Origin of the sequence: Arthrobacter sp. Soil764 (genome assembly GCF_001428075.1) — a bacterium.
Classification (GTDB): domain Bacteria; phylum Actinomycetota; class Actinomycetes; order Actinomycetales; family Micrococcaceae; genus Arthrobacter.
The window spans coordinates 70,109-93,946 of sequence record NZ_LMSI01000005.1 but is presented as its reverse complement, the minus strand read 5'-3'; the positions used below and the strand labels follow the sequence as shown (position 1 = coordinate 93,946).

Annotated in this window: 20 protein-coding genes; 6 read left to right on the top strand and 14 right to left on the bottom strand. The window is 66.5% G+C overall.

Annotated features, from left to right (window positions below):
- Positions 1–117: 117 nt before the first annotated feature.
- From ASG86_RS05300 to ASG86_RS05280, 5 genes are all read right to left on the bottom strand, one after another.
- On the bottom strand, positions 118–2,409 hold the full coding sequence (locus ASG86_RS05300; protein ID WP_082566677.1) for an MDR family MFS transporter: 2,292 nt from the start codon (positions 2,407–2,409) through the stop codon (positions 118–120).
- Positions 2,402–2,896: a MarR family winged helix-turn-helix transcriptional regulator gene (locus ASG86_RS05295; RefSeq protein WP_056331294.1), complete on the bottom strand. Its 495-nt coding sequence runs from the start codon at positions 2,894–2,896 to the stop codon at positions 2,402–2,404. The genes ASG86_RS05300 and ASG86_RS05295 overlap by 8 nt, the downstream gene beginning before the upstream one ends.
- A 156-nt stretch (positions 2,897–3,052) precedes the next feature.
- A complete protein-coding gene (locus ASG86_RS05290; RefSeq protein WP_056331375.1) occupies positions 3,053–4,732 on the bottom strand; it encodes a thiamine pyrophosphate-binding protein in 1,680 nt (559 codons plus the stop codon).
- A 14-nt stretch (positions 4,733–4,746) separates the two neighbouring features.
- Positions 4,747–5,811, bottom strand: coding sequence for an agmatinase (gene speB / locus ASG86_RS05285; protein WP_056331292.1), 1,065 nt, complete (start codon positions 5,809–5,811; stop codon positions 4,747–4,749).
- Positions 5,812–6,060: 249 nt separating this feature from the next.
- Positions 6,061–6,636: a helix-turn-helix domain-containing protein gene (locus ASG86_RS05280; RefSeq protein ID WP_056331290.1), complete on the bottom strand. Its 576-nt coding sequence runs from the start codon at positions 6,634–6,636 to the stop codon at positions 6,061–6,063.
- Between the two features lie 256 nt (positions 6,637–6,892).
- On the opposite strand from ASG86_RS05280, the gene ASG86_RS05275 reads away from it, so the two are divergent.
- On the top strand, positions 6,893–8,413 hold the full coding sequence (locus ASG86_RS05275; protein ID WP_056331287.1) for a sodium:solute symporter: 1,521 nt from the start codon (positions 6,893–6,895) through the stop codon (positions 8,411–8,413).
- A gap of 109 nt (positions 8,414–8,522) precedes the next feature.
- On the opposite strand, the gene ASG86_RS05270 is transcribed toward ASG86_RS05275, so the two are convergent.
- Positions 8,523–8,750 (bottom strand): hypothetical protein, encoded by a 228-nt coding sequence (locus tag ASG86_RS05270; RefSeq protein WP_056331285.1) that lies wholly within the window; start codon positions 8,748–8,750, stop codon positions 8,523–8,525.
- A gap of 265 nt (positions 8,751–9,015) precedes the next feature.
- Here ASG86_RS05270 and ASG86_RS05265 point away from each other — a divergent pair, with 265 nt between their 5' ends.
- On the top strand, positions 9,016–10,161 hold the full coding sequence (locus tag ASG86_RS05265) for a VIT1/CCC1 transporter family protein (RefSeq protein ID WP_056331283.1): 1,146 nt from the start codon (positions 9,016–9,018) through the stop codon (positions 10,159–10,161).
- A 3-nt stretch (positions 10,162–10,164) separates the two neighbouring features.
- Here ASG86_RS05265 and ASG86_RS05260 read toward each other — a convergent pair whose 3' ends face one another.
- Both ASG86_RS05260 and ASG86_RS05255 read right to left on the bottom strand, forming a co-directional pair.
- Entirely contained in the window at positions 10,165–11,298 is a 1,134-nt protein-coding gene (locus ASG86_RS05260; protein ID WP_056331281.1) for an LOG family protein, read from the bottom strand.
- Positions 11,299–11,444: 146 nt separating this feature from the next.
- Complete coding sequence (locus ASG86_RS05255; RefSeq protein ID WP_235565104.1) at positions 11,445–12,842, bottom strand: sugar porter family MFS transporter; 1,398 nt, start codon at positions 12,840–12,842, stop codon at positions 11,445–11,447.
- Between the two features lie 316 nt (positions 12,843–13,158).
- Here ASG86_RS05255 and ASG86_RS05250 point away from each other — a divergent pair, with 316 nt between their 5' ends.
- Genes ASG86_RS05250 through ASG86_RS05240 form a run of 3 tightly spaced genes read left to right on the top strand, consistent with a single transcriptional unit; the run spans position 13,159 to position 15,867 of the window.
- Positions 13,159–13,899 (top strand): GntR family transcriptional regulator, encoded by a 741-nt coding sequence (locus tag ASG86_RS05250; protein ID WP_056331277.1) that lies wholly within the window; start codon positions 13,159–13,161, stop codon positions 13,897–13,899.
- A gap of 17 nt (positions 13,900–13,916) precedes the next feature.
- Positions 13,917–14,810 (top strand): 5-deoxy-glucuronate isomerase, encoded by an 894-nt coding sequence (iolB, locus tag ASG86_RS05245; RefSeq protein WP_056331275.1) that lies wholly within the window; start codon positions 13,917–13,919, stop codon positions 14,808–14,810.
- Positions 14,811–14,853: 43 nt separating this feature from the next.
- Positions 14,854–15,867, top strand: coding sequence for a LacI family DNA-binding transcriptional regulator (locus ASG86_RS05240; RefSeq protein WP_056331274.1), 1,014 nt, complete (start codon positions 14,854–14,856; stop codon positions 15,865–15,867).
- Here the strand turns inward: ASG86_RS05240 and ASG86_RS05235 are convergent.
- Positions 15,864–17,069 carry an MFS transporter gene (locus ASG86_RS05235; RefSeq protein ID WP_056331269.1) on the bottom strand — a complete coding sequence of 402 codons (1,206 nt, stop codon included), beginning with the start codon at positions 17,067–17,069 and terminating at the stop codon, positions 15,864–15,866. The genes ASG86_RS05240 and ASG86_RS05235 overlap by 4 nt on opposite strands.
- A gap of 171 nt (positions 17,070–17,240) precedes the next feature.
- Here ASG86_RS05235 and ASG86_RS05230 point away from each other — a divergent pair, with 171 nt between their 5' ends.
- A complete protein-coding gene (locus ASG86_RS05230; RefSeq protein ID WP_056331266.1) occupies positions 17,241–17,690 on the top strand; it encodes a MarR family winged helix-turn-helix transcriptional regulator in 450 nt (149 codons plus the stop codon).
- A 125-nt stretch (positions 17,691–17,815) separates the two neighbouring features.
- Here ASG86_RS05230 and ASG86_RS05225 read toward each other — a convergent pair whose 3' ends face one another.
- The 5 genes from ASG86_RS05225 to ASG86_RS05205 all read right to left on the bottom strand — a co-directional run bounded on the left by ASG86_RS05225 (position 17,816) and on the right by ASG86_RS05205 (position 23,809).
- Complete coding sequence (locus tag ASG86_RS05225; RefSeq protein WP_056331263.1) at positions 17,816–19,255, bottom strand: sugar porter family MFS transporter; 1,440 nt, start codon at positions 19,253–19,255, stop codon at positions 17,816–17,818.
- A complete protein-coding gene (locus ASG86_RS05220) occupies positions 19,252–20,127 on the bottom strand; it encodes a sugar phosphate isomerase/epimerase family protein (protein ID WP_056331261.1) in 876 nt (291 codons plus the stop codon). The genes ASG86_RS05225 and ASG86_RS05220 overlap by 4 nt, the downstream gene beginning before the upstream one ends.
- A 73-nt stretch (positions 20,128–20,200) precedes the next feature.
- Positions 20,201–21,214, bottom strand: a complete 1,014-nt coding sequence (locus ASG86_RS05215; protein WP_056331258.1) for a Gfo/Idh/MocA family protein — start codon at positions 21,212–21,214, stop codon at positions 20,201–20,203.
- 29 nt (positions 21,215–21,243) lie between these two features.
- Positions 21,244–22,155: a sugar phosphate isomerase/epimerase family protein gene (locus tag ASG86_RS05210; protein WP_056331257.1), complete on the bottom strand. Its 912-nt coding sequence runs from the start codon at positions 22,153–22,155 to the stop codon at positions 21,244–21,246.
- 142 nt (positions 22,156–22,297) lie between these two features.
- A complete protein-coding gene (locus tag ASG86_RS05205) occupies positions 22,298–23,809 on the bottom strand; it encodes a CoA-acylating methylmalonate-semialdehyde dehydrogenase (protein WP_056331255.1) in 1,512 nt (503 codons plus the stop codon).
- Positions 23,810–23,838: the final 29 nt, after the last annotated feature.

The following is a 23,838-nucleotide window of genomic DNA, read 5'->3' as shown; positions in this document are numbered from 1 at the left end:
GAAGTGTTTTCCGGTGCGGGCTGCGGCTTTTGTAATGCCTTCGCTGGGGCCTGGCGGCTCCGGCAGCGACAGGCTGTTGCGCGGAGCCATACTGGACGAGGCCCTATTAAGTGGGGCCTACTGCGCGGCGCCCTGCTCCGAACCGGCGCCTGCGGACGGTGCATTGGCAGACGGGGCATTGGCCGACGGAGCGGCGGCGGACGGTGCTGCAGCACTGTGCTTGCCGCGCCCGGCAAGGTACAGCGCGGCGGCCGCCTGGACCTTGCGCTCCTTCAGCAGCTTGCGCTGCAGCCTGCCCAGCTCCGCGGCGGTGGCTGCCTGTTGGGCCGCCACTTCCTGCTGGGAGCGCAGCTGCTCCTGGATGTCCAGCACCAGGCCGCCCAGTTCCGCCTGCTGGCGGGCCAGCAGGTGCTGGGTGTCCTGCAGTTTCTGCAGGGTGGCGGCGGCGCTTGCCACGGCGTCGGCAGCCTTGCCCACAGTCCCGGCTGAGAGGGCGTCAACAGGGACGGTGTCAACGGAGGCCGCGTCAACGGAGCCCAGGTCCAGCCCTTCGGATCGGAAGCTCCGGGCAAAGGCTTCCTCGAAGTCGTCCGTGGCCACCCGGCCGGACGCCGCGGCGGCAGCGGCAGCACCGCCGTCGTACATTTTTGCCGGTGCCCCGGCCGTGCCTGCACGTGCGGCACTCCTGGCAGGCATCCCGGTCCCGGCGGGGGCATCCCCGTTCGCGGCGGGAGAGACCATGGGCAGCTGGCCGGTCATGGCCGTCATTCCCGCTTCACCGGCGGCGTTGGCCTGCAGCGTGGCCTCGGGGGTGATGTCCACGGTCTTGCGCAGCGGCACTTCCTTGATGAAGATCACGGCGAGAAGGGCAACGGCGCTCACGATGGCGGAGATCATGAAGATCCCTGCGGTGGCGTCCCCGTAGGCGGCGCGCATGACGTCCGCCACCGGCGCGGGCAGGTCCTTGAGGTCCAGCGTGGCACCGCTGTTCCCGGAGGCCTGGATGCCCAGCTTTGCCAGCCCGTCGGTAGCCAGGTCCTTGACGTGGTTGGCCATGACGGCTCCCAGGACGGACACGCCGATGGCGCCGCCCACCGAGCGGAAGAAGGCAACGGAGGCACTCGCGGAGCCAATATCCTGGGCGCGGACCGTGTTCTGGACGGCCAGGACCAGGTTCTGCATCAGCATGCCCAGGCCGATGCCGAAGATGCCGGTGTAGAGGCCGGTCAGCCAGAGTTCGGTGGTGTGGTCCATGGTCCCTGCGAGCGCCAGGCCGCCGATCAGCAGGATGGTGCCGCCGATCAGGAAGCGCTTCCACTTTCCGTAGCGGCTGATCAGCTGGCCGGACACTACCGAGCCAACGAGGTTTCCGGCGATCATGGGCAGGGTCAGCAGGCCGGCCTCAGTGGGCGTGGCGCCGCGGGCCACCTGGTAGTACTGGCCCAGGAAGGTGGAGGAGCCGAACATGGCCACGCCGACGGCCACGGAAGCCACGATGGCCAGGGCGGTGGTGCGCTCGGAGATGATCTTCAGGGGGATGATCGGCTGCGACACCTTGGATTCAACCAGCACCAGCAGCGCCAGCAGCAGGACGCCGCCGCCCACCATCAGCGCGGTCTGCCAGGACCACCAGTCGTAGTAGTCGGCCTTGCCGGCGAAGGAGACCCAGACCAGGAGCAAGCTGACGCCGGAGGTGAGCAGGATGGCACCGAGCCAGTCGATCCTGGCCGGGCGCTTGACGTGCGGAACCTTGAGCGTGACCTGGAGCAGGATGAGGGCGACGACGGCGAGCGGCACGCAGACGAAGAACGTCCAGCGCCACCCGAGCGAGCTGTCCACGATGAAGCCGCCGAGCAGCGGACCGCCGGCAGTGCCCACAGCCATGACGGCACCCATGTAGCCGGAGTACTTGCCGCGTTCGCGCGGCGGGATGATGGAGCCGATGATCGCCTGCGCCAGCGCGGTGAGCCCGCCCATGGCGATGCCCTGGATGACGCGGGCGGTGAGCAGGAACGGGATGTTCTCCGAGAAACCGGCCATGACCGAGCCGGCCACGAAGATCACGATGCTGAGCTGGACCAGGACCTTCTTGTCGAAGAGGTCGGCGAGTTTGCCCCAGATGGGGGTGGTGGCGGCGTTGGCCAGCAGCGCGGCGGTGATGACCCACGCGAAGTCCGTCTGGGTGCCCTTGAGCTCGGACATGATGGTGGGCAGCGCGTTGGCCACAATGGTGCTGCTGAGGATTGCGGTGAAGAAGGCGGCGAGGAGGCCTGTCAGAGCCTCCATGATCTGCCGGTGGTTCATGACAGCGCCGGGTTCGTGGCGCTTGGATTGCCGCGACTCCTGTTTGGCGCTGCGTTGGCGCTGGCGCTCCTGTTCCTGGTCCGCGGCGGCGGTGACGTTAGCCATTAATGGACTCCTGCGTTTCGTGTTCGGTGGTGGTTCCGGCCGCCCTTGCCCGGATGGAATTCTTCAGGGATGCGGTGAGCTTGCTCAGCATCGCGGCCGTTGCCACGGCGTCGCCCTCGTTCCAGTCGGCGAGGTACGCCTGCAGCGTCTCCGTCCGGTGCCGCACCACCTCTGCGAGCTTTTCCTCTCCGCGCGGGGACAGTGCCAGCAGCTGCGCCCTGCCGTCGTGCGGATCCGGAGTACGGACCACCAGGCCCGCATCCGCCAGCTCGGCCACATGCCGGCTGAGCACTGGAGGACTGACCCCCAGGCGCTCGGCCAGGTGCGCGGCCCGGGTCTCCCCTTCGCCGATGAACCTGAGCACGCCCTGAAGGGCGATGCCGGTGTCCTGTCCTTTGACGTTGATCATGGTGACGCAGCGCAGTGCACGCTGGAGGTCATAGATGGTGCTGACGAGGTCGGCTGCAGTGGCCGGTGCGACAGACATGATGCTCCCTAAAGAATTAGTTGCTGCAAGCAACTGTATCAGAAAAAGGTTGCTTAGGGAAACGAATTGCTTGTCCGGGGCCTTAAACGCATGCGCTCCCCCACTTCCTCCGGGCAGCCCGGGAAGTGAGGGAGCGCCAGCGGCAGCAGGAGCCGCTCAGCGGTCCAAATGGGTGGGGCTGAACATCTTCAGGAGGGTTTCAACCACGACGACGTTGGGACCGTCCGCGGCGAAGCCCGCCTTGAGCGCGTCCCCCACATCCTCCGGTGCAACCCTGGTGGCGGGGACGCCGAAGGACTCGGCAAGCCTGACGAAGTCCGGGCGCGCGAGTTCGGTGGCGGTGGCCTTGCCGAATGCACCCACCATGTATTCGCGCAGGATGCCGTAGCCGCCGTCGTCCACAATCAGCCAGGTGACCGGCACGTTGTGCTGTTTCGCGGTGGCAAGTTCGGCGATGGAATACATCGAGGAGCCGTCGCCGGAGACGGCCAGGACGCGTCCGGGCCTGCCTGTAGTCTCCAGCCCCACGGCCGCACCGATGGCACCGGGAAACGCGAAGCCCAGGCCGCCGGCCCCCTGAGCGGAGTGGAACTGCCCCTGCCGCGCGTCCCAGCAGGACCAGCCCCAGTAGGCGGCGATGGTCATGTCCCAGAAGGTCTGCATGTCCGCCGGCACAGCCTCGCGGATATCGGCCATGAACTTCAGCTCCTTGGCCAGGTCCTGGGACTCCAGCCGGGCACGGACTTTGGCGAGCGACTCCTTCACCAGCGCCTCGGGAGCGGCACCGTGCCAATCGGGAGTGGTGGTCCTTTCGGACTTCAGTGCCTCATCCAGGGCGGCGAGCGCCTGGGCGGCGTCGGCGCGGATGCCCAGTCCGGGCCGGTTGGACTCGAGGACCCGGGGCTCGGCGTCGATCTGGATGATCCGCCCGCGCGGTTCAAAGGTGAAGTAGTTGGAGGTCACCTCGCCCAGGGAGGAGCCGACCACCACCAGTACATCGGCGTCCTCCAGGACGTCGGTCATGTAGCGGTCCTCGATCCAGGCCTGCAGCGACAGCTCGTGGTTCCAGGGGAATGCACCATTGCCGCCCGGAGTGCAGATCACCGGGGCGCGCAGCTTCTCCGCGATCGACAGCAGGGACTTCTCGGCCTTGCCGCGGCGGGTTCCGCCGCCGGCGATGATGGCTGGGCGCTTGGCGGCTTCCAGCCACTTCACGGCCTCCCGCACCAGTTCGATGCGCGGCGGGTTGTCCGCCGCCTCCGCCAGGGCATCCTCCACCGGAGGCACCATGATGGGGTCCAGCAGCACGTTTTGCGGGATTTCCAGCCAGACCGGGCCCTGGGGCGAGGAGATGGCCTCGGTCCAGGCATCCTGGATGGCGGACGGGATGCCCGAGGCATGCTGGATCAAGCGCTGGCTCTTGGTCACGTTGGCCGCGGACGCCTTCTGGTCATCAAGCTGGTGCAGCATGCCCTTGCGCCGGGCACCCAGCCCCTCCAATGGAATCTGGCTTGCCACCACCACCATGGGCACACCCGTGGCGTAGGCCTCCTGCAAGCCTGCAAGAGACGTCAGCGCGCCCGGGCCGGTGGACAGGAACAGCACGCCCACTTCCCCGGTGGCGCGGGAGTAACCGTCAGCGGCAAAGGCGCTGTTGTTCTCGATCCTGGAGGAGACGAAGTGCAGGTTGCCGCGTCCCATCGCGTCGAACAGTCCCAGGGCATGCTGGCCCGGGATGCCGAACACGGTCTTCGCGCCCAGTGCTTCAAGGGTCTCGACGACGAGGTCCCCGCCGTTGCGGGCACCGCTCCCCTGCCCCGGGACAGGTGCGCCCATCTCGGTCACGACCCCTACTCCTTGCCGGCGGCGGCGAAACCTGCGGGGCGGCGTGCTTCCTGGCCCAGGGCCTGCGCCTGGTAGCCGGTCTCGGCTCCGAAGCGGCTTCCCGGCACGGCATTGTCCGCCATGAGGGTCACCAGTTCGTAGGCGACATGGCTGGCGGCAACGCCGGTGATTTCGGCATGGTCGTAGGCGGGAGCCACCTCAACGACGTCGGCGCCGACCAGGTTCATGCCGCGGAAGCCCCGGATGATCTCGAGAAGTTCGCGGCTGGTGATGCCGCCGGCTTCGGGGGTGCCGGTGCCGGGCGCATGGGCCGGGTCCAGGACGTCGATGTCCACGGAGATGTACAGCGGGCGGTTGCCGATCCGGTCGCGGACCTTGGCCACGGTTTCCAGCACGCCCTGGTAGTAGACGTCCGCGGAGGTGACGATACCGAACCCAAAACGGTGGTCGTCGTCGAGGTCCTTCTTCCCATAGAGCGGGCCGCGGGTGCCGATGTGGCTGATGGCCTCGGTGTCCAGGATGCCTTCCTCCACCGCGCGGCGGAAGGGCGTGCCGTGGGTGTATTCAGCGCCGAAGTAGGTGTCCCAGGTGTCCAGGTGGGCATCAAAGTGGAGCATGGCGATGGGTCCGCCGGCGCGCTCTGCGGCGGCCCGGAGCAGCGGCAGCGCGATGGTGTGGTCCCCGCCCAGGGTCAGCAGCTTGCTCCCGGCGGCGGTGAGGTCCAGCGCGTTCTGCTGGATGGTCTCGATGGCTTCGTTGATGTGGAACGGGTTGACGGCCATGTCCCCGGCGTCGGCCACCTGGATGTTCTCGAACGGGCTAACGTCCCAGGCCGGGTTGTAGGGGCGCAGCAGCCTGCTGGCCTCGCGGACGTGGTTAGCGCCGAAGCGGGCTCCTGGGCGGTAGGAAACACCTGAATCGAAGGGCACGCCCACCACGGTCACATCGGCTTTTTCCACCTGGTCCAGGCGGGGCAGGCGGGCATAGGTGGCAGCTCCGGCATAGCGGGGAATCCGGGATGAATCGATGGGGCCAAGGTTGCCGTTGGCTTCAATGCGCAGCTCTTCCAATGGAGGCCTCTCCTTCGAGGAGTTGAGGGACTGGTGTGACTGCAATCATACACCCCTGTTTTCCTCAGGGCATCAGTTGTTTACCAGCGGTTCTCCGCTTTGGCAGCAACGCGTCACGCACAGCACGCTTTGGGCAGCGGGAAGCGACAGGAACCGCGTGTTTTCAAGGGTGCGCCGGCTGGCAGCCATCCAAAAGCTGCTCCGCGTGACGCAAGAGCCGGGCGAAGAGGGTTGCCGCTGGCGGCCGGACTACCGGCTGGCGGCAGGGACCAGGACCCAGAGCACCTCGACCGGCTTGTCCGTGGGGTTGATCCAGGTATGCGGTTCGCGGCCGGGGAAGGTCACGGTGTCGCCGGTATTGAGGTCGTATTCCTCGTTGGTGAGGATCAGCTTGATGGACCCCTTGATCACGTGCAGTACATCCACGTCGCAGTCCACCGCATAGAGTTCGGACTCGCCGCGGCCATGCGGCTCGATCACGGCCTGGATGATCTGGACCCGGCGTTCCGAGCGTGCCGTCAGGAGCCGCTCAACGATGCCTTGGCCGCCGAGCGAAATCCGCGGGCCATCGTTCCGCTTGGTCAGGTGGGTTTCCGGCGCCGCGAAAAGATCACCAATGGAAATCGACAGCACCTGGCAGAGCGTCACCAGGGAGGCGACCGACGGCGACGTCAGGTCCCGCTCCACCCGGCTGAGGAAGCCTTTGGTCAGGCCCGTGGCATCGGCAACCTGCTCGATGGTGAGCCGCTGGGACTGCCGGGCGGCCCGAATCCTGGAGCCGATGGCAACAGGGACATTGCTGGGCTCAACTGGCAGTGCCTTCATGTACGAACCTTTCACGGCCGGCAGTCCGGCTCCACTCTCGAGCCATACTAATCGGCAGCGCTTTTGTGACACGCGCTTGCCACACGGGAACGGCAACCCGCGTCCGCGTCCTTGACTGTTGCCGCCGTCACACTCTAATCTGTGAAACTCCTGTTGCCTATAGGTCAAAAGCAGGATCCCCTCTTCGTTCGTCCGCCGCGTTGCCGGGCACCCTTTGCCCCGGCACCACACCCGAAACAGCTCCAAGGAGCCAACTATGGATGCAAGTTCCATCAACATCGCCATCGTGGTGGTGTATCTGCTCGCAATGCTGGCCTTCGGCTGGTGGGGCAAGTCCCGCACCAGGAACAACAGCGACTTCCTCGTTGCCGGCCGCCGGCTGGGACCGTTCCTTTACACGGGAACCATGGCCGCCGTCGTCCTGGGCGGGGCATCCACAGTGGGCGGCGTAGGGCTTGGCTATAAGTTCGGCATCTCCGGCATGTGGCTGGTGGTGGCAATTGGCTCCGGCGTACTGCTGCTCAGCCTGCTCTTTGCCGGGACCATCCAGAAGCTGAAGATCTACACGGTGTCCCAGATGCTCACCCTCCGCTACGGGAGCAAGGCCACCGAAGCTTCCGGCATCGTCATGCTCGCCTACACGCTGATGCTGTGTGCCACCTCAACGGGTGCCTACGCCACCATCTTCGTCGTGCTGTTCGGCCTGGACCGGGCACTGGCCATTGCCATCGGCGGCGCAATCGTCCTGGTGTACTCGACCATTGGCGGCATGTGGTCCATCACCCTTGCGGACCAGGTCCAGTTCGTCATCAAGACGGTGGGCATCTTCTTCCTCATGCTCCCGTTCACTCTGAACGCCGCAGGCGGCCTGGACGGCATCCGGAGCCGCGTGGATGCCAGCTTCTTCCAGATGGACGGCATCGGCGTCCAGACGATCATCACCTACTTCGTGGTCTACACCCTGGGCCTGCTGATCGGCCAGGACATCTGGCAGCGTGTGTTCACGGCCAAGACGCCCAAGGTGGCCCGCTGGGGCGGCGCCACCGCCGGCATCTACTGCATCCTCTACGGTGTGGCCGGCGCGCTGATCGGGATGGCGGCCAACGTGGCCCTGTCCAACGTCAAGATTGCCGCCAAGGACGACGTCTACGCCGAAGTGGCCCAGAACCTGCTCCCCGTCGGCATCGGCGGGCTGGTCCTGGCCGCGGCGGTGGCCGCCATGATGTCCACGGCATCCGGCGCCCTCATCGCCGCCGCCACCGTTGCCCGCGCCGACGTGCTGCCGTTCGTGGCCGGCTGGTTCGGCAAGGACATCAACACCGGTGACACGGAGAACCCGGAGCATGACGTCAAGGCCAACCGCATCTGGGTCCTGGCTCTGGGCATCGTGGCCATCGTCATCGCCATCATCACCAAGGACGTGGTGGCGGCCCTGACCATCGCCTACGACATCCTGGTGGGCGGCCTCCTGGTGGCCATCCTCGGCGGCCTGGTGTGGAAGCGCGGCACCGGCGTGGCGGCCGCGGCCTCCATGGCCGTCGGCTCCGTGGTGACCCTGGGAACCATGATCATCCTGGAAGTGAACGCCAAGGCCCCGCTGGACGGCATCTACGCCAACGAGCCCATCTACTACGGCCTCATCGCCTCCGCGGTTGTCTATATCGCGGCGTCGCTGCTCACCCGCCCCACCGACCCCGCGGTGATGCGCGCCTGGCAGCTCCGCGTCGCAGGGCAGGAGGCAGAGGAAGCACCCGAGGACGTCCTCGCCGGCCGCTGACCCTGCACAAGCACTAAGGCGGAATAAGCATTAGGTACGACGGCGGCGCCTCCTTTCACCGTGAAGCGAAAGGAGGCGCCGCCGTCGTAAGTCCTACTCCCCTGTGTTTCTAGCCTTCACTGTCGCGGGGCTCGTCGTCGTCCAGCGGGACCTCGCGGTCCTCGGCGTCGATGATCACCGGCGGCGGCTGGACCACCGGCTCCTCCTCGTCAAGGAACTCGTCCTCCGCGTCCCAATCGGCATCGTCTACCGGTGCATCCTCGGCGTAATCGTAGGCGGGGTCCGCTTCTACGGCGTCCAGGTGCGGCATGTCCGGGTGCTGTCCGGTGGTGCTCATGATTCAACCTCCGTTGTTCGCCTGACGTGCTCTTTCAGGTAGGGCGCAGGCTGCGCCACACCTTCATCACAGCACCAGCCGGGCGGACGGGTCAATAGACGCGGCGGCACCTGCAAGGACAGTGAACGGCGGCGGCAAAAGCCGAAGTTTTACGGCGAACCGAAACTTCCCAGCGAGGTTTGCCAGCCAAAAAACCGCGGAATTTCGCAGTACGCTGGCAGGGCAAAGGCGCGAAAACATGCCCTTTCCAGCCCAGGAGTTACCAGTGTCGCAGCACGCCCGTTCCAATTCCCATGCCACGCCGCCGGAGGCCGCGCACACGCCGCAAAGCCAGCCCTCGCCGTCGAACATCAAGAGGTGGCGCCAGTACCTGGCCGATGAGCGCGCGGAAGCCGCGGTCTACCGGGACCTCGCCCAGAACCGCGAGGGTGAAGAGCGGGCCATCCTCCTGGCCCTGGCGGAGGCTGAAGGCCGGCACGAGGCCCACTGGCTGGGCCTGCTGGGCGATCACGCGGGCAAGCCAAAGAGGGCCTCCGCGCGAAGCCGTTTCCTGGGTTTCCTGGCGCGGCACTTCGGCTCCGTGTTTGTACTGGCCCTCGCCCAGCGCGCCGAGGGCCGCTCCCCGTACGCCAAGGACCCCAACGCGACACCAGCCATGGCTGCCGATGAGCAGATCCATGAGGAAGTGGTCCGGGGCCTGGCCACCCGCGGCCGCAACCGTTTGGCCGGCACGTTCCGCGCAGCGGTCTTCGGCGCGAACGACGGCCTGGTCAGCAACCTCTCCCTGGTGATGGGCATGGCGGCATCCGGTGTGGCCAGCACTGTGGTGCTGCTGAGCGGCATCGCCGGGCTCCTGGCCGGTGCCATGTCCATGGGCGCCGGCGAATTCATCTCCGTCCGTTCCCAGCGCGAACTGCTGGCCGCCACCCGCCCCACGCAGATCACCCTGGCGGCAGCACCCAAGCTGGACCTTGAGCACAACGAACTCCTCCTGGTGTACCTGGCCCGCGGCATGTCCCGTGAAGCGGCGGAACACCGGGTGGCCGAGCGCATGGGGCTGCTGTCCTGCGACTGCGACCCCAGCCTGTCGCTCCAGCCGGACCTGCCGGAGGAAGAGGACCAGCACGAGGCCGTGGGCACGGCCTGGGGCGCGGCGCTGTCCAGCTTCTGCTTCTTCGCCTCCGGCGCCATCGTGCCCATCCTGCCGTTCCTGTTCGGCCTGACCGGGGTCGCCGCGCTGGTGGTGGCAGGGGTCCTGGTCGGTGTTGCCCTCCTGGCCACCGGCGCCGCAGTCGGCCTGCTCTCCGGCACCTCCCCGCTGACCCGCGGCCTGCGGCAGCTCGCCATCGGCCTGGGCGCCGCCGCCATCACGTACCTGCTGGGCCTGCTCTTCGGCACTGCAGTCGGATAACGCTCAGCCCCGGAGGACTTCCACGGCCTGGTCCACCGTGTCCACCAGGAAGATGTAGTCCGCCATGGGCCGGCCCGCGGCAAGGCTGCGCAGCATGGGCCACGCCGGGTACTCCTGCTCCCAGTGGCGCCGACCCACCAACACCATGGGGGCCACCTTTTCGCGGGCGCCGTAGTAGTTCTCGCAGGCGTCCTGGAAGATCTCCTGGACGGTGCCGGCGGCTCCCGGGAGGAAGACGATTCCGCCGTGGCACAGTTCCAGCAGGATGGCTTCGCGGATGGCGTTGGCGAAGTATTTGGCGATGTGCGTGGCGAAGTAGTTGGGCGGCTCGTGCCCGTAGAACCAGGTGGGGATCCCCAGCGACGGCGTCCCGTCCGGATGGCGTTCGACGACGGCAGCCGCCGCGCGTGCCCATGCCGACACGGACGGCCGGAACCCCGGGACCGCGGCGAGGGTGGCAAGCGCTGCCTGCAGGTCGGCGTCGGACGCCTGGCACAGGTAGGCACCCAGGTTTGCCGCCTCCATGGCGCCGGGTCCGCCGCCGGTGGCCACCGAATAGCCCTCAAGGGCCAGCAGCTTCCCGAGCCGCGCCGCGTCCGCAAACTCCCGGCTTCCCCGCGGCGCCGCATGGCCGCCCATCACGCCGACGATGGACCGGCGGGTCCACGCCGCTGACCGCGTCAATTCCTCCAGCGCGTCGCCGATCGCATGGTCGTGCAGGGCAGAGGCCAGGGTGGCGTCCACGCGGTGCCGCTGCCCCGGCTGGATGCTCCAGTGGTAGATGCGGGCATCCGGCAGTTCCTCGTACGGTGACTTTGCAAGTCCGGAATACAGCTCGGCCGGTGAATACAGCGAGGCCCGGTAAGGGTCGAAGGGGACGCCATCAAGCCGTGGAAAGATCAGGGCACCGCGGCTGCGCAGGTTGGCTTCCATGCCGTCGTCAAAGAGGCAGCCCAGGAACATGGCGCCTTCGACGCTGACGCTTTTCAGCGCTGCAGACCGGCCCCGCAAGTCCAGGGACTGCGCATGCCAGCCATGCAGGTTGACCGCACCGCCGGCCACCAGGCGGTCAAAGCTGGCCAGGTCCTGGACTTCGAGGGTGCGGGGACGGGGACCAAGGCTTCCGGCGTAATTCACCGCTGCTGCCCCACAGTCCACATCATGGAGCCAGCCTAGGCCACCGGACGCAAACGCGGGACCGACCCCTGCCCTTTTCGTCAATGACGGAAAAGTGCCGGGTCCGGCCCCGCGGTGGTCAACGGCTGCTGGGAAGCGCTGCCCGCCTAGGCAGGGAGCCTGGCAGGCACGGCGCCGTCCCGGAAGTGCGCTTCCAGGTCCTCGAGTGAGTGGCCCTTGGTTTCCGGAACGAACTTGATGACGAACGCCAGGGATGCGACGTTGACCAGGACAAACAGGCCGAAGGTGCCGGTGGAGCCCAGGGCGTTGACCACGATGGGGAAGAGGAACGAGATGGCGGCGTTCACGGTCCACAGGGCGAAGACCGCGATTCCCATCGCAAAGCCGCGGATGGCCAGCGGGAACATTTCCGAGAGCAGGAGCCAGACGCACGTGCCGATGAAGCACTGGACGAAGGCGACGAAGAGCATCATGGCGGCCAGGATGGTGTAGCTGGCCAGGTCCGACTGCGGCAGGAGGAAGACGATGGCCAGCAGGGCCTGGGAAGCAACCACGCCGGAGAAGCCGATCACCAGCATCCTGCGGCGGCCCACGAAGCCCAGCAGCCAGATGCCCAGGATGGTCATCAGCACGGAGGTGACGCCGACACCGATGGTGGCCACGAGCGAGGCGCTGACGCCCAGCCCGCTCTTTTCCAGGATGGTGGGGGCGTAGTAGTTCACGGTGTTGATGCCGGTGGCCTGCTGGACGGTGGCCAGGCCAATGCCGATCCACAGCAGCCGGCGCATCCAGGGGTTGTTCTTCAAGTCCCTTAGCGCGTGGCCGCGTTCTTCCTTGGCGGTGCGCGCAGCCCGGGCAATCTCCTCGAATTCCGCGGCAGCTTCCTGCGGGCTGCGGCTGAGGTTCAGGACCCGGCGGCTGTCCTCCAGGCGGCCGCGGATGGCGTACCAGCGCGGCGATTCGGGCAGCATCAGCATGCCGGCCAGCAGTGCAAGGGCGGGGATCGAGGCGATGCCCAGCATGGTGCGCCAGACCTCGTTGTCGTGGATCAGGGCGTCCAGGAGGGCGTTGATGGCGAAGGCGAGCATCTGGCCGGTCACGATCATGAGTTCATTGATGGTCACCATGCGGCCACGCAGGTGGGCCGGCGCCATTTCGGCCAGGTACAGCGGGCAGGTCACGGCGGCGGCACCGACGCCCAGCCCCAGTACGATGCGGGCGGCGATCATGAAGGTCACGTTGGGAGCGATGGCGCAACCGATGGCGCCGAGCAGGAACAGCAGTGCGCAGACCAACAGGGAGCCGCGGCGGCCCAGTTTGTCTGCCATGCGGCCGCCGGTGAGGGCGCCGACGGCGGCACCCGGGAACAGCAGTGCGCTCACCACAGTGGCTTCCTCCACGGCGCTCATGTTGAGGGAGTCGTTCATGTACAGCAGGGCGCCGGAGATGACGCCGGTGTCGTACCCGAAGAGCAGGCCGCCCAGGGTGGAGATGACGGTGAGCCGGGCCAAGTAGCCGCGGCGCTGGGTGCCGGGTGCGCCCATGGTTTGTTTCTGCAACAGCATTGTTGCCTCTCAGATTCTCTCGGGGACCGGAAGGCCGGTCAGGAATGTGATGCGTGCCACTGACTTTAGAGCGCTCTAATCCTCAGCGTCAATAGAAAGTCTTAATGTCAGCACAATTGTTTTGCCGCACGCTTCGCCCCTCGCAGCACGGCCGCACTCTTGACCCCCGGTGGCCGCCTGCTACGATCGAGGAAGAAACTATGTCCTATCAAGCGAACATATAGCGGCATACTGCCGAAGGCGCGGCTGTCCGGATCGGATGGAGGCGCAGACACCGAAGACGAGGGAACGCACCGTGGCGAACAACCTGGGACTCAGCATCGACCGCTCCTCCCCCGTGCCCTTGTACCACCAGGTGGTCCAGGGCATCGAGGCTGCGATCTACAGCGGCGTACTGGAACCCGGCAGCCGGCTGGACAATGAAATCGATCTTGCCGCCCAGCTGAACCTTTCACGGCCCACCATGCGCAAGGCCATGGATGAGCTGGTCCGCTCCGGCCTGCTGGTGCGCAAACGGGGAGTGGGAACGCAGGTGGTCTCCAGCCAGGTTCGCCGGCCACTCGAGTTGTCCAGCCTCTACGACGACCTCACCAACAACGGAAAGAAGCCCACCACCGAAGTGCTGAGCTTCTCGCACCTGGAGGCGGACGACCCTACGCTGGCCACGCTGCAGCTTCCCGCGGGCTCCAAGGTGTACCACTTCACCCGGCTGCGGAAAGTGGGCGGCAAACCGCTGGCCCTCATGGAGAACTGGGTGCGCGACGACATCGCCGAAATGGACGAGGCAATGCTGGGTGCCGAGGGCCTGTACTCGATCCTCCGCCGCGGCGGGGTGAACTTCCGGCTGGCCACGCAGCGCATCGGCGCCATGACCGCCAATGACTACCAGGCCTCCATGCTGGACACCCCGGCGGGATCGGCGCTGGTCACCATGGAACGCACCGCAGTGGACGATACCGGTCGGCGCGTTGAAACGGGCCACCATGTGTACCGCGCCGATTCCTACAGCGTTGAAATGACACTCGTACAGCGATAATCCAAGGAGCCAACTCCATGACCAACTGGGTCTATCCCCTGGGCACTGCCGCCGACGGCAAATGGGACGTCTCGATCGGAACCTCCGACTCCTCCCTCACCGTGGACGGGTGGGCGCACACCGGACTGAAGGTGGCCACAGTGCCGGCCGGCGCCGCCGTCGAAGTCCCCGCCGCGGACGAGGAACGGATCGTGGTGCCCCTCAGCGGGTCCTTCACCGTCACCGTTGACGGCACGGAGTACCCGCTGAACGGCCGCCCCTCCGTCTTCTCCGGACCCACCGACGTGCTCTACTCCGGCACCGGCCGTGCCGTCAGCATCAGCTCGGCCGACGGCGGCCGCGTTGCCGTTGCCACGGCACCGGCGAAGGCGTCCTATCCCACCCGGCTGGTATCTGCTGCCGAAACCCCCGTGGAGCTGCGCGGAGCCGGCAACTGCTCACGCCAGGTCCACAACTTCGGCACGCCGGCAGCACTCGAGGCGGACCGGTTCATCGTCTGCGAGGTCCTCACTCCTGCCGGGAACTGGTCCTCATACCCTCCGCACAAGCATGATGAGGAGAAGGACGGCGAGACCTCCCTGGAGGAGATCTACTACTTCGAGACACAGGTGACCGCAGGATCAGGGGCGCCCTCCGACGCCGATGCCATCGGCTACCAGCGCGTCTACGCCTCGGACGAGCGCCCCATCGATGTTTCGGCGGAAGTCCGCACCGGGGACGTCGTCCTCGTTCCTTACGGCTGGCACGGTCCCGCCATGGCCGCCCCGGGCTATGACATGTACTACCTGAACGTCATGGCCGGCCCCGGCCCCGTGCGGGAGTGGCTGATCAGCGACGACCCGCACCACGGCTGGGTGCGGCAAACGTGGGACAGCCAGGACATCGACCCGCGGCTGCCGTTCGCCTCATAAGGAACCCTGGGCAGTTGACGGCCGACTGGCATAGTGGGGTCTTGTGAAACAGCCATCCGCCGCGCGGTCCGTGACCATGGAGGACGTGGCACGGGACGCCGGAGTAAGCCGCGCCCTGGTGTCACTGGTGATGCGCGATTCCCCCAACGTATCCCCCGCCAAGCGGGCGGCCGTCCTGGAAGCTGCCGCCGCGTTGGGCTACTCCCCCAACAGGCTGGCCAGCCGGTTGGCCAGCCACCGCACCAACACCATCGGAGTCCTCTTCCTCGACCTGCACAACTCTGTCTTCGCCGATATCTATGACGGCATCACCGAGGGCCTGGCGGGAAGCGGCAACCAGGTGATGGTCGCCGTCGGCTCCGCTGACCCGGCGACCGAGCTGGAGGCTGTCCGGTCCTTCGTGGACCTGCGCGTGGACGGGGTCCTGCTGGCCGGCTATACCGGCACCTCGGCGGAGCTGGCCGGCGCGCTGCGCGGGACACCCGCCGTCGTCATCACCCGGGAGATGGAGGTCGACGGCGTGGATTCCGTTTTGACGGACGACTTCCGTTCCGGGGCACTTGCCGTGGAGCACCTGTATGGACTGGGGCACTGGCGAATCGCACACGTGGACATCTCCGACTGGCTCCCCTACACCGCCAGGCGGGAAGGCTACCTGCACGCCATGCGGCAGTTCGGCCTGGAGCCCCAGCTGGTCCACAGCGACATGACCGAACGCGGCGGCCGGGCCGTGATGGAGCAGTTCCTGGACTCCGGCGGCACCCTCCCCACGGCAGTCTTTGCGCACAACGACCTCACTGCCATCGGCATCATGGAGGCCCTGGCGTCGCGCGGACTGTCCGTCCCGGGCGACGTGGCGATCGTCGGTTGCGACAACATCGAAGTGGGGGCCTCTCCCCTCATCGGCCTGACGTCCATTGACCAGCACGCCGGCCAGCTGGGCCGGCTGGGGGCCCAGGCCATGCTGGACCGGATTGCGGGTACGGCAGGACCGGCCACCACCCGGAAACTCGAACCCGCACTGATGGTGCGCCGCTCCTCCGACCCCGCGGCTTAGCGGCTGGCCAACTCCTCCACGGCCACTGGCGCCTGGCCCTCCCGGCGCTGCTCCTTCCGCCTGGCGCCTGCGGCGGCAAACGCCATAACCGCCAGGCCTGCAAGGGTGGTGACCGCGCCGGCCCAGATGGGTGAGGTGTAGCCGAGCCCGGCGGTAATGGTGACCCCGCCCAGCCAGGCGCCCAGGGCGTTGCCCACGTTGAAGGCACCGATGTTGGCGCCGGAGGCCAGGGTGGGAGCCCCGGAGGCGTACTTCATCACCCGCATCTGCAGGCCCGGCACGGTGGCGAAGCCGAAGCCTCCCATCAGGACCAGGGACATGACTGTCAGGACGGGGTTGGCGGCTGTCAGGGCGAACGCCACCAGGACCACGGCAAGCGCGGCGAGCACCACCAGGAGCGTCCGGTCCACGTTGCGGTCTGCAGCCTTACCTCCCAGGGCGTTGCCGGCGAAGAGGCCCGCACCGAAGACGATGAGCAGCCACGGCACGGTGGACGCCGCGAACCCGGAGACTTCGGTGAGGGTGTACGCGATGTAGGTGAACGCGCCGAACATGCCGCCGAAGCCCAGGATGGTCACCACGATGGAAAACCACACCTGGCTGGAGCGGAAGGCGCGAAGCTCGGAGCGGAGGCTGGCCTTTTCTTCCGTTGCACCGGCTGACCTGGGGACCAGCGCCAGGATCCCGGCGAGCGCGGCCACCCCAATGACCGTGATGGCCCAGAAGGTGGCACGCCAGCCGGCGGCCTGGCCCAGCAGCGTCCCGAACGGCACGCCCAGGACGTTGGCTGCGGTCAGCCCGGTGAACATGAGTGCGATGGCTCCTGCCTTCTTGCTCGGCGGGACCATGCCGGCAGCCACCACGGCTCCGATTCCGAAGAAGGCGCCGTGCGAGAGGGCGGCAACAACGCGGCCCAGCATCATGGGCCAGTAGCCGTCCGCCGTGGCGGAAAGCAGGTTTCCGGCAATGAAGAGGACCAGCAGGGCGGCCAGGACGGGCTTGCGCTGGAAGCGCGTCACGGCGGCGGTGAGGCCCAACGCGCCCACCACCACTGAGAGCGCGTAGCCGGAAATGAACCAGCCTGCCTCCGCTTCGGTGACGCCAAAGTCGGCGGCCACCTGCGGCAGGAGGCCCGCGATGACGAATTCGGTGAGTCCTATGCCAAACCCGCCAAGGGCGAGTGCAATCAGGCCAACAGGCATGCGAATGCTCCTTTGAGCTGTACGTGTGGTTGTTCCCCCTCGGGGAAGGCGCCTAAGATAGTTGCAGGCGCGTTATTTATTGTTGCACATGCAAATATGCCGCGCAAGCAACTATCTCTGACCACAGCTACTGATGGCCCTCCTGCCGGGCCATTCCGTAAGGAGCAAACCATGGGCATCAAGGACGACGCCGTCGAGGTCCGCGCCCAGGGCTGGCGCACCCTGGCGGCCCTGCACGGGCTGATCGAAAACGAACTGGAACGCTCCCTCCAGGCAAAGTCGAAGCTTTCCGTGGTGGAGTACACGGTGCTGGATGCCCTCAGCCGCCAGGACGGGTGGCACATGCGGATGCAGCAGCTGGCCCGCGCCACGGCGCTAAGCCCCAGCGCCACAACGCGGCTGGTGAATCGGCTCGAGGACCGCGGCCTCCTGACCAGGATCCTGTGCGACGACGACCGCCGGGGCATCTACACCGAGCTCACGCCCAGCGGAAGCACGCTGCTGGCGGACGCACGGCCTGTCCACGACGCAACGCTGGAGCGCGCGCTGGACGAGGCGATGGGAATCCCCGAACTCGCGCCGCTGGTGGAGGCCCTGCCGCGGCTGCACGCGCACGCATAGGGACAGCAGCGCCCGCGGCAGCAGCGCCCGCGGCAGCAGCGCCCGCGACAAAAACGTCCAGGACGGCAACGCCCCTTTGAGGATCCTCAAAGGGGCGTTGCTTGGGACGGCTGTGGCTGGACCGGTCAGGGAACCTTCGCTTCGGTGGCACCGGCTTTGCTGCCGGCAACGTTCTTGAAGTAGTGCTCCAGGTCCTCCAGGCTCTTGTCCTTGGTCTCGGGCACGTACCTTGCGGCAAAGGCGATGGCGCCTACGCCAAGGGCTGCGAAGACGAAGAACGTATTGGAGATCCCGATGGCGGCCAGCAGCTGCGGGAAGCCGAATCCGATCAGGAAGTTCACGATCCATAGCAGGAAGGCCGACGCGCCCATGCCCAGGCCCCGGATCTTCAACGGGAAGATTTCCGAGAGCATCAGCCACGTCACCGGGGAGATGGCACCCTGCTGGAACGCCAGGAACGTCACGGTGAGGGACAGGATGACGAAACCGCGGGCTGAGCCTTCGGGCAGGATCAGGGAGAAGAGGCCGATGAGCAGCAGCGCCGTCGTGGTTCCCACCTGGCCGGTGATCAGCATCCTGCGCCGGCCCACCTTGCCCAGCAGCCAAATCCCGACGAAGGTGGCGAGCACCGAGATGGCGCCGTTGGCGATGTTGGCCGTCAGCGCAGCTTCGCGGCCGAAGCCGGACTGCGACAGGATCTGCGTTCCGTAGTACATGATCGAGTTCACGCCGGTGATTTGCTGGATCACTGCAAGGCCCAGCCCCACAAAGAAGATCCTGCGCAGCCACGGGATGCCCAGGTCCTTCCAGGAGCCCATCTTGGACTTGTAGTCCTCCACTGCCATGGCCTTGACTTCTTCGAACTCCCTGCGCGCTTGCTCCTGTGAACGGATCCGCTGCAGCACGCTGAGCGTCTCGCCGAAGCTGCCAATGGAGGCCAGCCAGCGGGGGCTCTCCGGCATGAAGTTCATCCCGATCCACAGGGCGATGGCCGGCAGGGTGGCGATGACCAGCATCCAGCGCCAGATGCCGTGGGACTCGCCGAACGAATTGCCCAGGTAGGCGTTGAAGATGAAGGCGAGCAGCTGGCCGGTGACGATCATAAGCTCGTTCTGGGTGACGATCCGGCCGCGCCGGTTGCTCGGCGATACCTCGGCCAGGTACACGGGAACCGTGACGGACGCACCGCCCACCGCGAGCCCCAGGATGAACCGGGCCGCGATCATCACTTCGGTACTGGGCGCAAACGTGCAGCCCAGCGTGCCCAGCAGGAAGATGATGGCCAGCACCATGATCATCTTGCGCCGGCCGTTGCGGTCCGCCAGGCGTCCGCCGAACAGGGCGCCAAAGGCGGCTCCGAACAGCAGGGACGAGGTGACCAGGCCCTCGGTCAGCGGGGTGAGGCCCAGGTCTTCCTGCATGTAGGGCAGGGCGCCGTTGATTACGCCGGTGTCGTAGCCGAACAGGAGCCCGCCGAACGTGGAGATGATGGTGACGGTCCGCAGCGCCCGCTGGTGGTTGCCGGGCTGCTTCACGGTTGCTTTGCCGGAAACAGGCGAACTCATACGCTGACCTTTTGGACGTGCTGCTTCATGGTCTCCAGCTGGTAGCGGGAGACCTCCTCGGCATGTTCATTTTCGGCAAAGACGCTGGAGACCATCACAGTATTCTCCCGGTCCAGGAAGCCGATCTCCTTCAGCCCGCCGAAGAACTCATCCCAGTTCACGTCGCCGTCGCCGATCTTCAGGTGCTGGTGCACGCGGACCGGGTTGCCTGGCGGGTTAGTGATGTACCGCAGGCCGTGGGAAGCGTGGTGGTCCATGGTGTCGGCCACGTGGACCAGGCGCAGTTTGTCCCCGGCGGCCCTCATGATGTCCAGCGGGGAGTTCTTCATGTGGAAGCTGTGTGAGGCCACGTAGACCATGCCCACGTTCTTCGAGTTCACGCCGCGGATCACGCGGATGGCGGCAAGGCCTTCCTCCACGAAGTCGTCGGGGTGGGGGTCGATCAGCAGGTCGATGCCCTCGCGTTCGATGATGGGCAGCAGTTCCTCCATGGAACGGTAGAACGCCCGCTCGGATTCTTCAGCCTTTTCGGGCCGGCCGCTGAACTCGGTGTTCATGGTGCTGACGCCCAGGTCCACGGTGATCTGGATGGCGCGCTTCCAGTAGCGGACGGCTGCCTCGCGGGCATCCTCGTCGGGGCCGGACCAGCGGAGGACCGGAAGGACCGAGGCGATCTCGATTCCGGCGTCGCGGCAGGCCTTCTTCAGCTGGCCCACCAGTTCATCGTCCGCTTTGGGGTGGTTGAAGAAGGGGATGAAGTCCGCGTGCGGGGTCATCTGCATGTACTTGTAGCCGAGGTCCGCCACCACTTTGGGGAACTCCAGCAGGCTGTGCGAGTGATGGAACGGGGTGGGGTCAAGTGCGATTTTCACGAAAAACACTCCATTGTGGATCAGTCAAAGGAACGGAAAGGGGACGGAAATGGCTCCGTCCCCTTCGCCTGTCCTACTTGTAGAGGTCGGGCTTCGCAGCCAGCTTCACGGCGACCTTTTCGCCGTTCTTCTGTGCTTCGACGCCGGCCTCGCAGCACGCAGCGGTGGCGTACCCGTCCCAGGCGGAGGGGCCGCCGATTTCGCCCTTGAGTGCCGCGTCCACCCACGACTGGATTTCGACGTCGTACGCTGCGCCGAAACGCTCTTCGAAGCCGGGGGTGACATTGCCGCCCCAACGGCCGGAGCTGCGGGTGTAGGGTCCCTTGTCGCCGCCGATGCTGACGATGCCGTCTTCGAAGGAAGCCTGGGTGGCAACTTCGTAGCCGAACTTGGCATTGACATAGATTTCGACGTCGGCCAGGACGCCGGATTCGGTCTCCAGCAGGACGTGCTGGGGGTCGTGCTGGCCATTCGGAGCGTTCCGGGTGGCCTTGCCCAGGCGGACCTGGATGCTGGTGATTTCCTCGCCGGTGAAGAACCGGATGGCGTCGAACTCGTGGACCACGGAGTCGTTGATGAGCATCTCGTTCGTGAAGCCCTCAGGAGTGCTCGGGTTGCGGTGCTGGTGGTGCAGCATCAGCAGTTCGCCCAGTTCGTGGTCGCGGATGATCTTGCCCAGCGAGGCGTATTCGGCGTCGAAGCGGCGCATGAAACCGACCTGGATCCGCTTGTGGCCCAGCGCCACCTCGGCCTGGACGATCTTCCAGGAGGACTCGGCGTCCGGGGTGAGCGGCTTTTCGCAAAGGATCGGGATGTCCTTGGCGATCGCCTTGAGCAGGATGTCCTCGTGTAGGAAGCCGGGGGTAGCGATCAGGACCGCGTTGACGTCGCCATTGTTGAGGGCTTCCTCGGCGTCGGCCAGGGCCACGGCGCCGGGGATGCCTTCGATGGCGGCCTGGGCGCGGGCGAGGTCGACGTCGACGACGGCGGCAACTTCAGCTCCGTGGATGCGCTTGTTGAGGCGCTGGATGTGGTCGGCGCCCATGCGGCCTGCGCCGATGACGGCGACGCGGAGGTTTTCAGTCATTGTTTTCGTCCTTTGGTGTGTGGCGGAGGTTAGCTGACGGCGGTGCGGGAGCCGCAGGACAGCAGGTAGTTGCGGGTGCGCTTGGCGATGGGCATAGGCACGTCGAAGGCCACCGGGTACATGTCCTGCTCCACGATGCCGAAGATGGGCCGGTTCAGGGCTTCCACGGCTTCAATGACCGCGCGCAGGTCCGGCAGGCCGTTGGGCGGTTCGGTCATGACGCCGGCCAGGTTGGCGGCGGCCCACGTCATGTTCTCCTCGTTAACCTTCTTGAGGATGTCCGGGTTGATCTGCTTCAGGTGCAGGTAGCCGATCCGGTCCGGGTAGTTCTTGATCAGGTCCAGGCTGGAGGCGCCGCAGTATTCGGCGTGCCCCGTGTCCAGGCAGAGGTTCAGGTACTGCGGGTCCGTGGCGCCCAGGAGCGTCTCAATGTCCTGCTGCGCACCCACGTGGGAATCTGCGTGCGAGTGGAACTGCTGCTTCAGGCCGAAGTCCTCCAGCAGGGTCCTGCCCAGGCGGTTGTGCCCGGTAAACAAGTCGCTCCAGGCTTTCTCGCCCAGGGTGCCGCTTTCCACGGCTTCGCCGGTGACGTCGTCGCGCCACATGGCCGGGATGACTACGATGTGCTCGCCGCCCATGGCCGCGGTGAGTTCGGCCACCTTGCGGGCCGGCTCCCACGCGGTTTCCCACTGGTCCAGGCCCCGGTGGAAGGCGGTGAACACGGTGCCCGCCGTGACCTTGAGGTCGCGCTGCTTGAGCTCTTCCGCCAGGCGGGCGGGGTCGGTGGGAAGGTAGCCGTACGGGCCCAGCTCGATCCACTTGTAGCCGGACTCGGCCACTTCGTCGAGGAAGCGTTCCCAGGGGGTCTGCTTGGGATCGTCCGCGAACCAGACGCCCCAGGAGTCCGGTGCCGTGCCGATGATCAGCTTGTTCTCAGTCATGGTCTGTTCCTTTGCATCGATTGCTCCCCACCGGCTCCCTCGCCTCGCAAGCTCGGCCAGGGAACCCTGCCGGCGTGGGCCCAGGTGTCGTTTTGGACGCTCATAACGACATGTACGGAGCAATCGATGGGGGTTGTGGGTTCTAGTTGGAGGGGAAGTTGTAGGAGGCGCCGGAGGCGTGGTGGGTTTCGGGCCAGCGGGAGGTGACCACCTTCCCGCGGGTGTAGAAGGATACGCCTTCGGGGCCGTAGATGTGCTTGTCGCCGAAGAGGGATGCCTTCCAGCCGCCAAAGGAGTGGTAGGCCACCGGGACAGGCAGGGGCACGTTGATGCCGATCATGCCGACGGTGACGGAGCGCTGGAACTTGCGGGCGGCGGCGCCGGAGGAGGTGAAGATGGCGGTGCCGTTGCCGTACGGGTTGGCGTTGATCAGTGCGATGCCGTCTTCGAGGGTGTCCACGCGGACCACCACGAGGACAGGTCCGAAGATTTCCTCCTGGTAGGCGGTCATTTCGGTCTTGACGTGGTCGATCACGGTGGGGCCTACCCAGAAGCCGTCTTCGTGGCCGGGGACCACCAGGTCGCGGCCGTCCACCACCATGGCGGCGCCGGCAGCCTCGGCTTCGGTGACGATCCGGACGATGCGTTCCTTGGAAGCCGGGGTGATGACCGGGCCCATTTCGGCGTCGGGTTCGGTACCGTTCTTGACCTTGACGGCCAAGGCGCGTTCTTCGACCTTCTTAACGATGAGGTCGGCTGCGTCCCCGACGGCCACGGCGACGGAGATGGCCATGCAGCGTTCACCGGCGGAACCGAAGGCGGCGGCGGCGAGGTGGTCGGCGGCGTTGTCCAGGTCGGCGTCGGGCATCACGATGGCGTGGTTCTTCGCCCCGCCCAGTGCCTGGACCCGCTTGCCGTGCTTGGTGGCGGTCTCGTGGACGTACTGGGCGATCGGGGTGGAACCGACGAAGGAGATGCCATCCACGTCCGGGTGGGTCAGGAGTCCGTCCACGGTTTCCTTGTCGCCGTGCAGGACCTGGAACACGCCGTCGGGCAGGCCGGCTTCCTTCCAGAGCTTGGCCAGCAGCAGCGAGGCGGAGGGGTCGCGTTCGGAGGGCTTGAGGATGAACGCGTTCCCGGTGGCGATGGCCATCGGCGCCATCCACAGCGGCACCATCACCGGGAAGTTGAACGGGGTGATGCCGGCGACTACGCCGAGGGGTTCGCGGAAGTTGAACACATCGATGCCGGTGGAGACCTGGTCTGAGTAGTCGCCCTTGAGCAGCGTTGGGATGCCGCAGGCGTACTCGATGACTTCCAGGCCGCGGCCGATTTCGCCCTTGGCGTCGGAGATGACCTTGCCATGCTCGGCCGTGACCAGCTGAGCCAGCTCCTCGATGTGGGAGGCGACCAGCTCGCGGAATTTGAACAGCACCGCGGTGCGCTTGGCCAGGGAGATGTCCCCCCAAGTATCGGCGGCCTTGCGGGCGGCCGCGACAGTGGCCTCCAGGTCGGCGCGGTTGGCCAGGCGCAGCGTGGCGGACACGGCACCGGTGGCGGGGTTGTATACCGGAGTGGTGCGGTCACCCTCGCCGGCGGTCTCCGCGCCGTTGATGAAGTGGTTAATGACGGTTTCAGTGGTGGTGGCAGTCATGGGACTCTTCCTTGAGTGGTGGGTCTTGG

Bases quoted from the DNA above. Each gene is read 5' to 3' on its own strand.
- ASG86_RS05230 (WP_056331266.1), top strand. From the start codon at position 17,241: ATGGGCATCAAGGACGACGCCGTCGAGGTCCGCGCCCAGGGCTGGCGC.
- ASG86_RS05275 (WP_056331287.1), top strand. From the start codon at position 6,893: ATGGATGCAAGTTCCATCAACATCGCCATCGTGGTGGTGTATCTGCTC.
- ASG86_RS05295 (WP_056331294.1), bottom strand. From the start codon at position 2,896: ATGTCTGTCGCACCGGCCACTGCAGCCGACCTCGTCAGCACCATCTAT.
- ASG86_RS05280 (WP_056331290.1), bottom strand. From the start codon at position 6,636: ATGAAGGCACTGCCAGTTGAGCCCAGCAATGTCCCTGTTGCCATCGGC.
- ASG86_RS05215 (WP_056331258.1), bottom strand. From the start codon at position 21,214: ATGACTGAAAACCTCCGCGTCGCCGTCATCGGCGCAGGCCGCATGGGC.
- ASG86_RS05270 (WP_056331285.1), bottom strand. From the start codon at position 8,750: ATGAGCACCACCGGACAGCACCCGGACATGCCGCACCTGGACGCCGTA.
- ASG86_RS05210 (WP_056331257.1), bottom strand. From the start codon at position 22,155: ATGACTGAGAACAAGCTGATCATCGGCACGGCACCGGACTCCTGGGGC.
- ASG86_RS05290 (WP_056331375.1), bottom strand. From the start codon at position 4,732: ATGGGCGCACCTGTCCCGGGGCAGGGGAGCGGTGCCCGCAACGGCGGG.
- iolB (WP_056331275.1), top strand. From the start codon at position 13,917: ATGACCAACTGGGTCTATCCCCTGGGCACTGCCGCCGACGGCAAATGG.
- ASG86_RS05205 (WP_056331255.1), bottom strand. From the start codon at position 23,809: ATGACTGCCACCACCACTGAAACCGTCATTAACCACTTCATCAACGGC.
- ASG86_RS05300 (WP_082566677.1), bottom strand. From the start codon at position 2,409: ATGGCTAACGTCACCGCCGCCGCGGACCAGGAACAGGAGCGCCAGCGC.
- ASG86_RS05235 (WP_056331269.1), bottom strand. From the start codon at position 17,069: ATGCCTGTTGGCCTGATTGCACTCGCCCTTGGCGGGTTTGGCATAGGA.
- ASG86_RS05255 (WP_235565104.1), bottom strand. From the start codon at position 12,842: ATGGGCGCACCCGGCACCCAGCGCCGCGGCTACTTGGCCCGGCTCACC.
- ASG86_RS05225 (WP_056331263.1), bottom strand. From the start codon at position 19,255: ATGAGTTCGCCTGTTTCCGGCAAAGCAACCGTGAAGCAGCCCGGCAAC.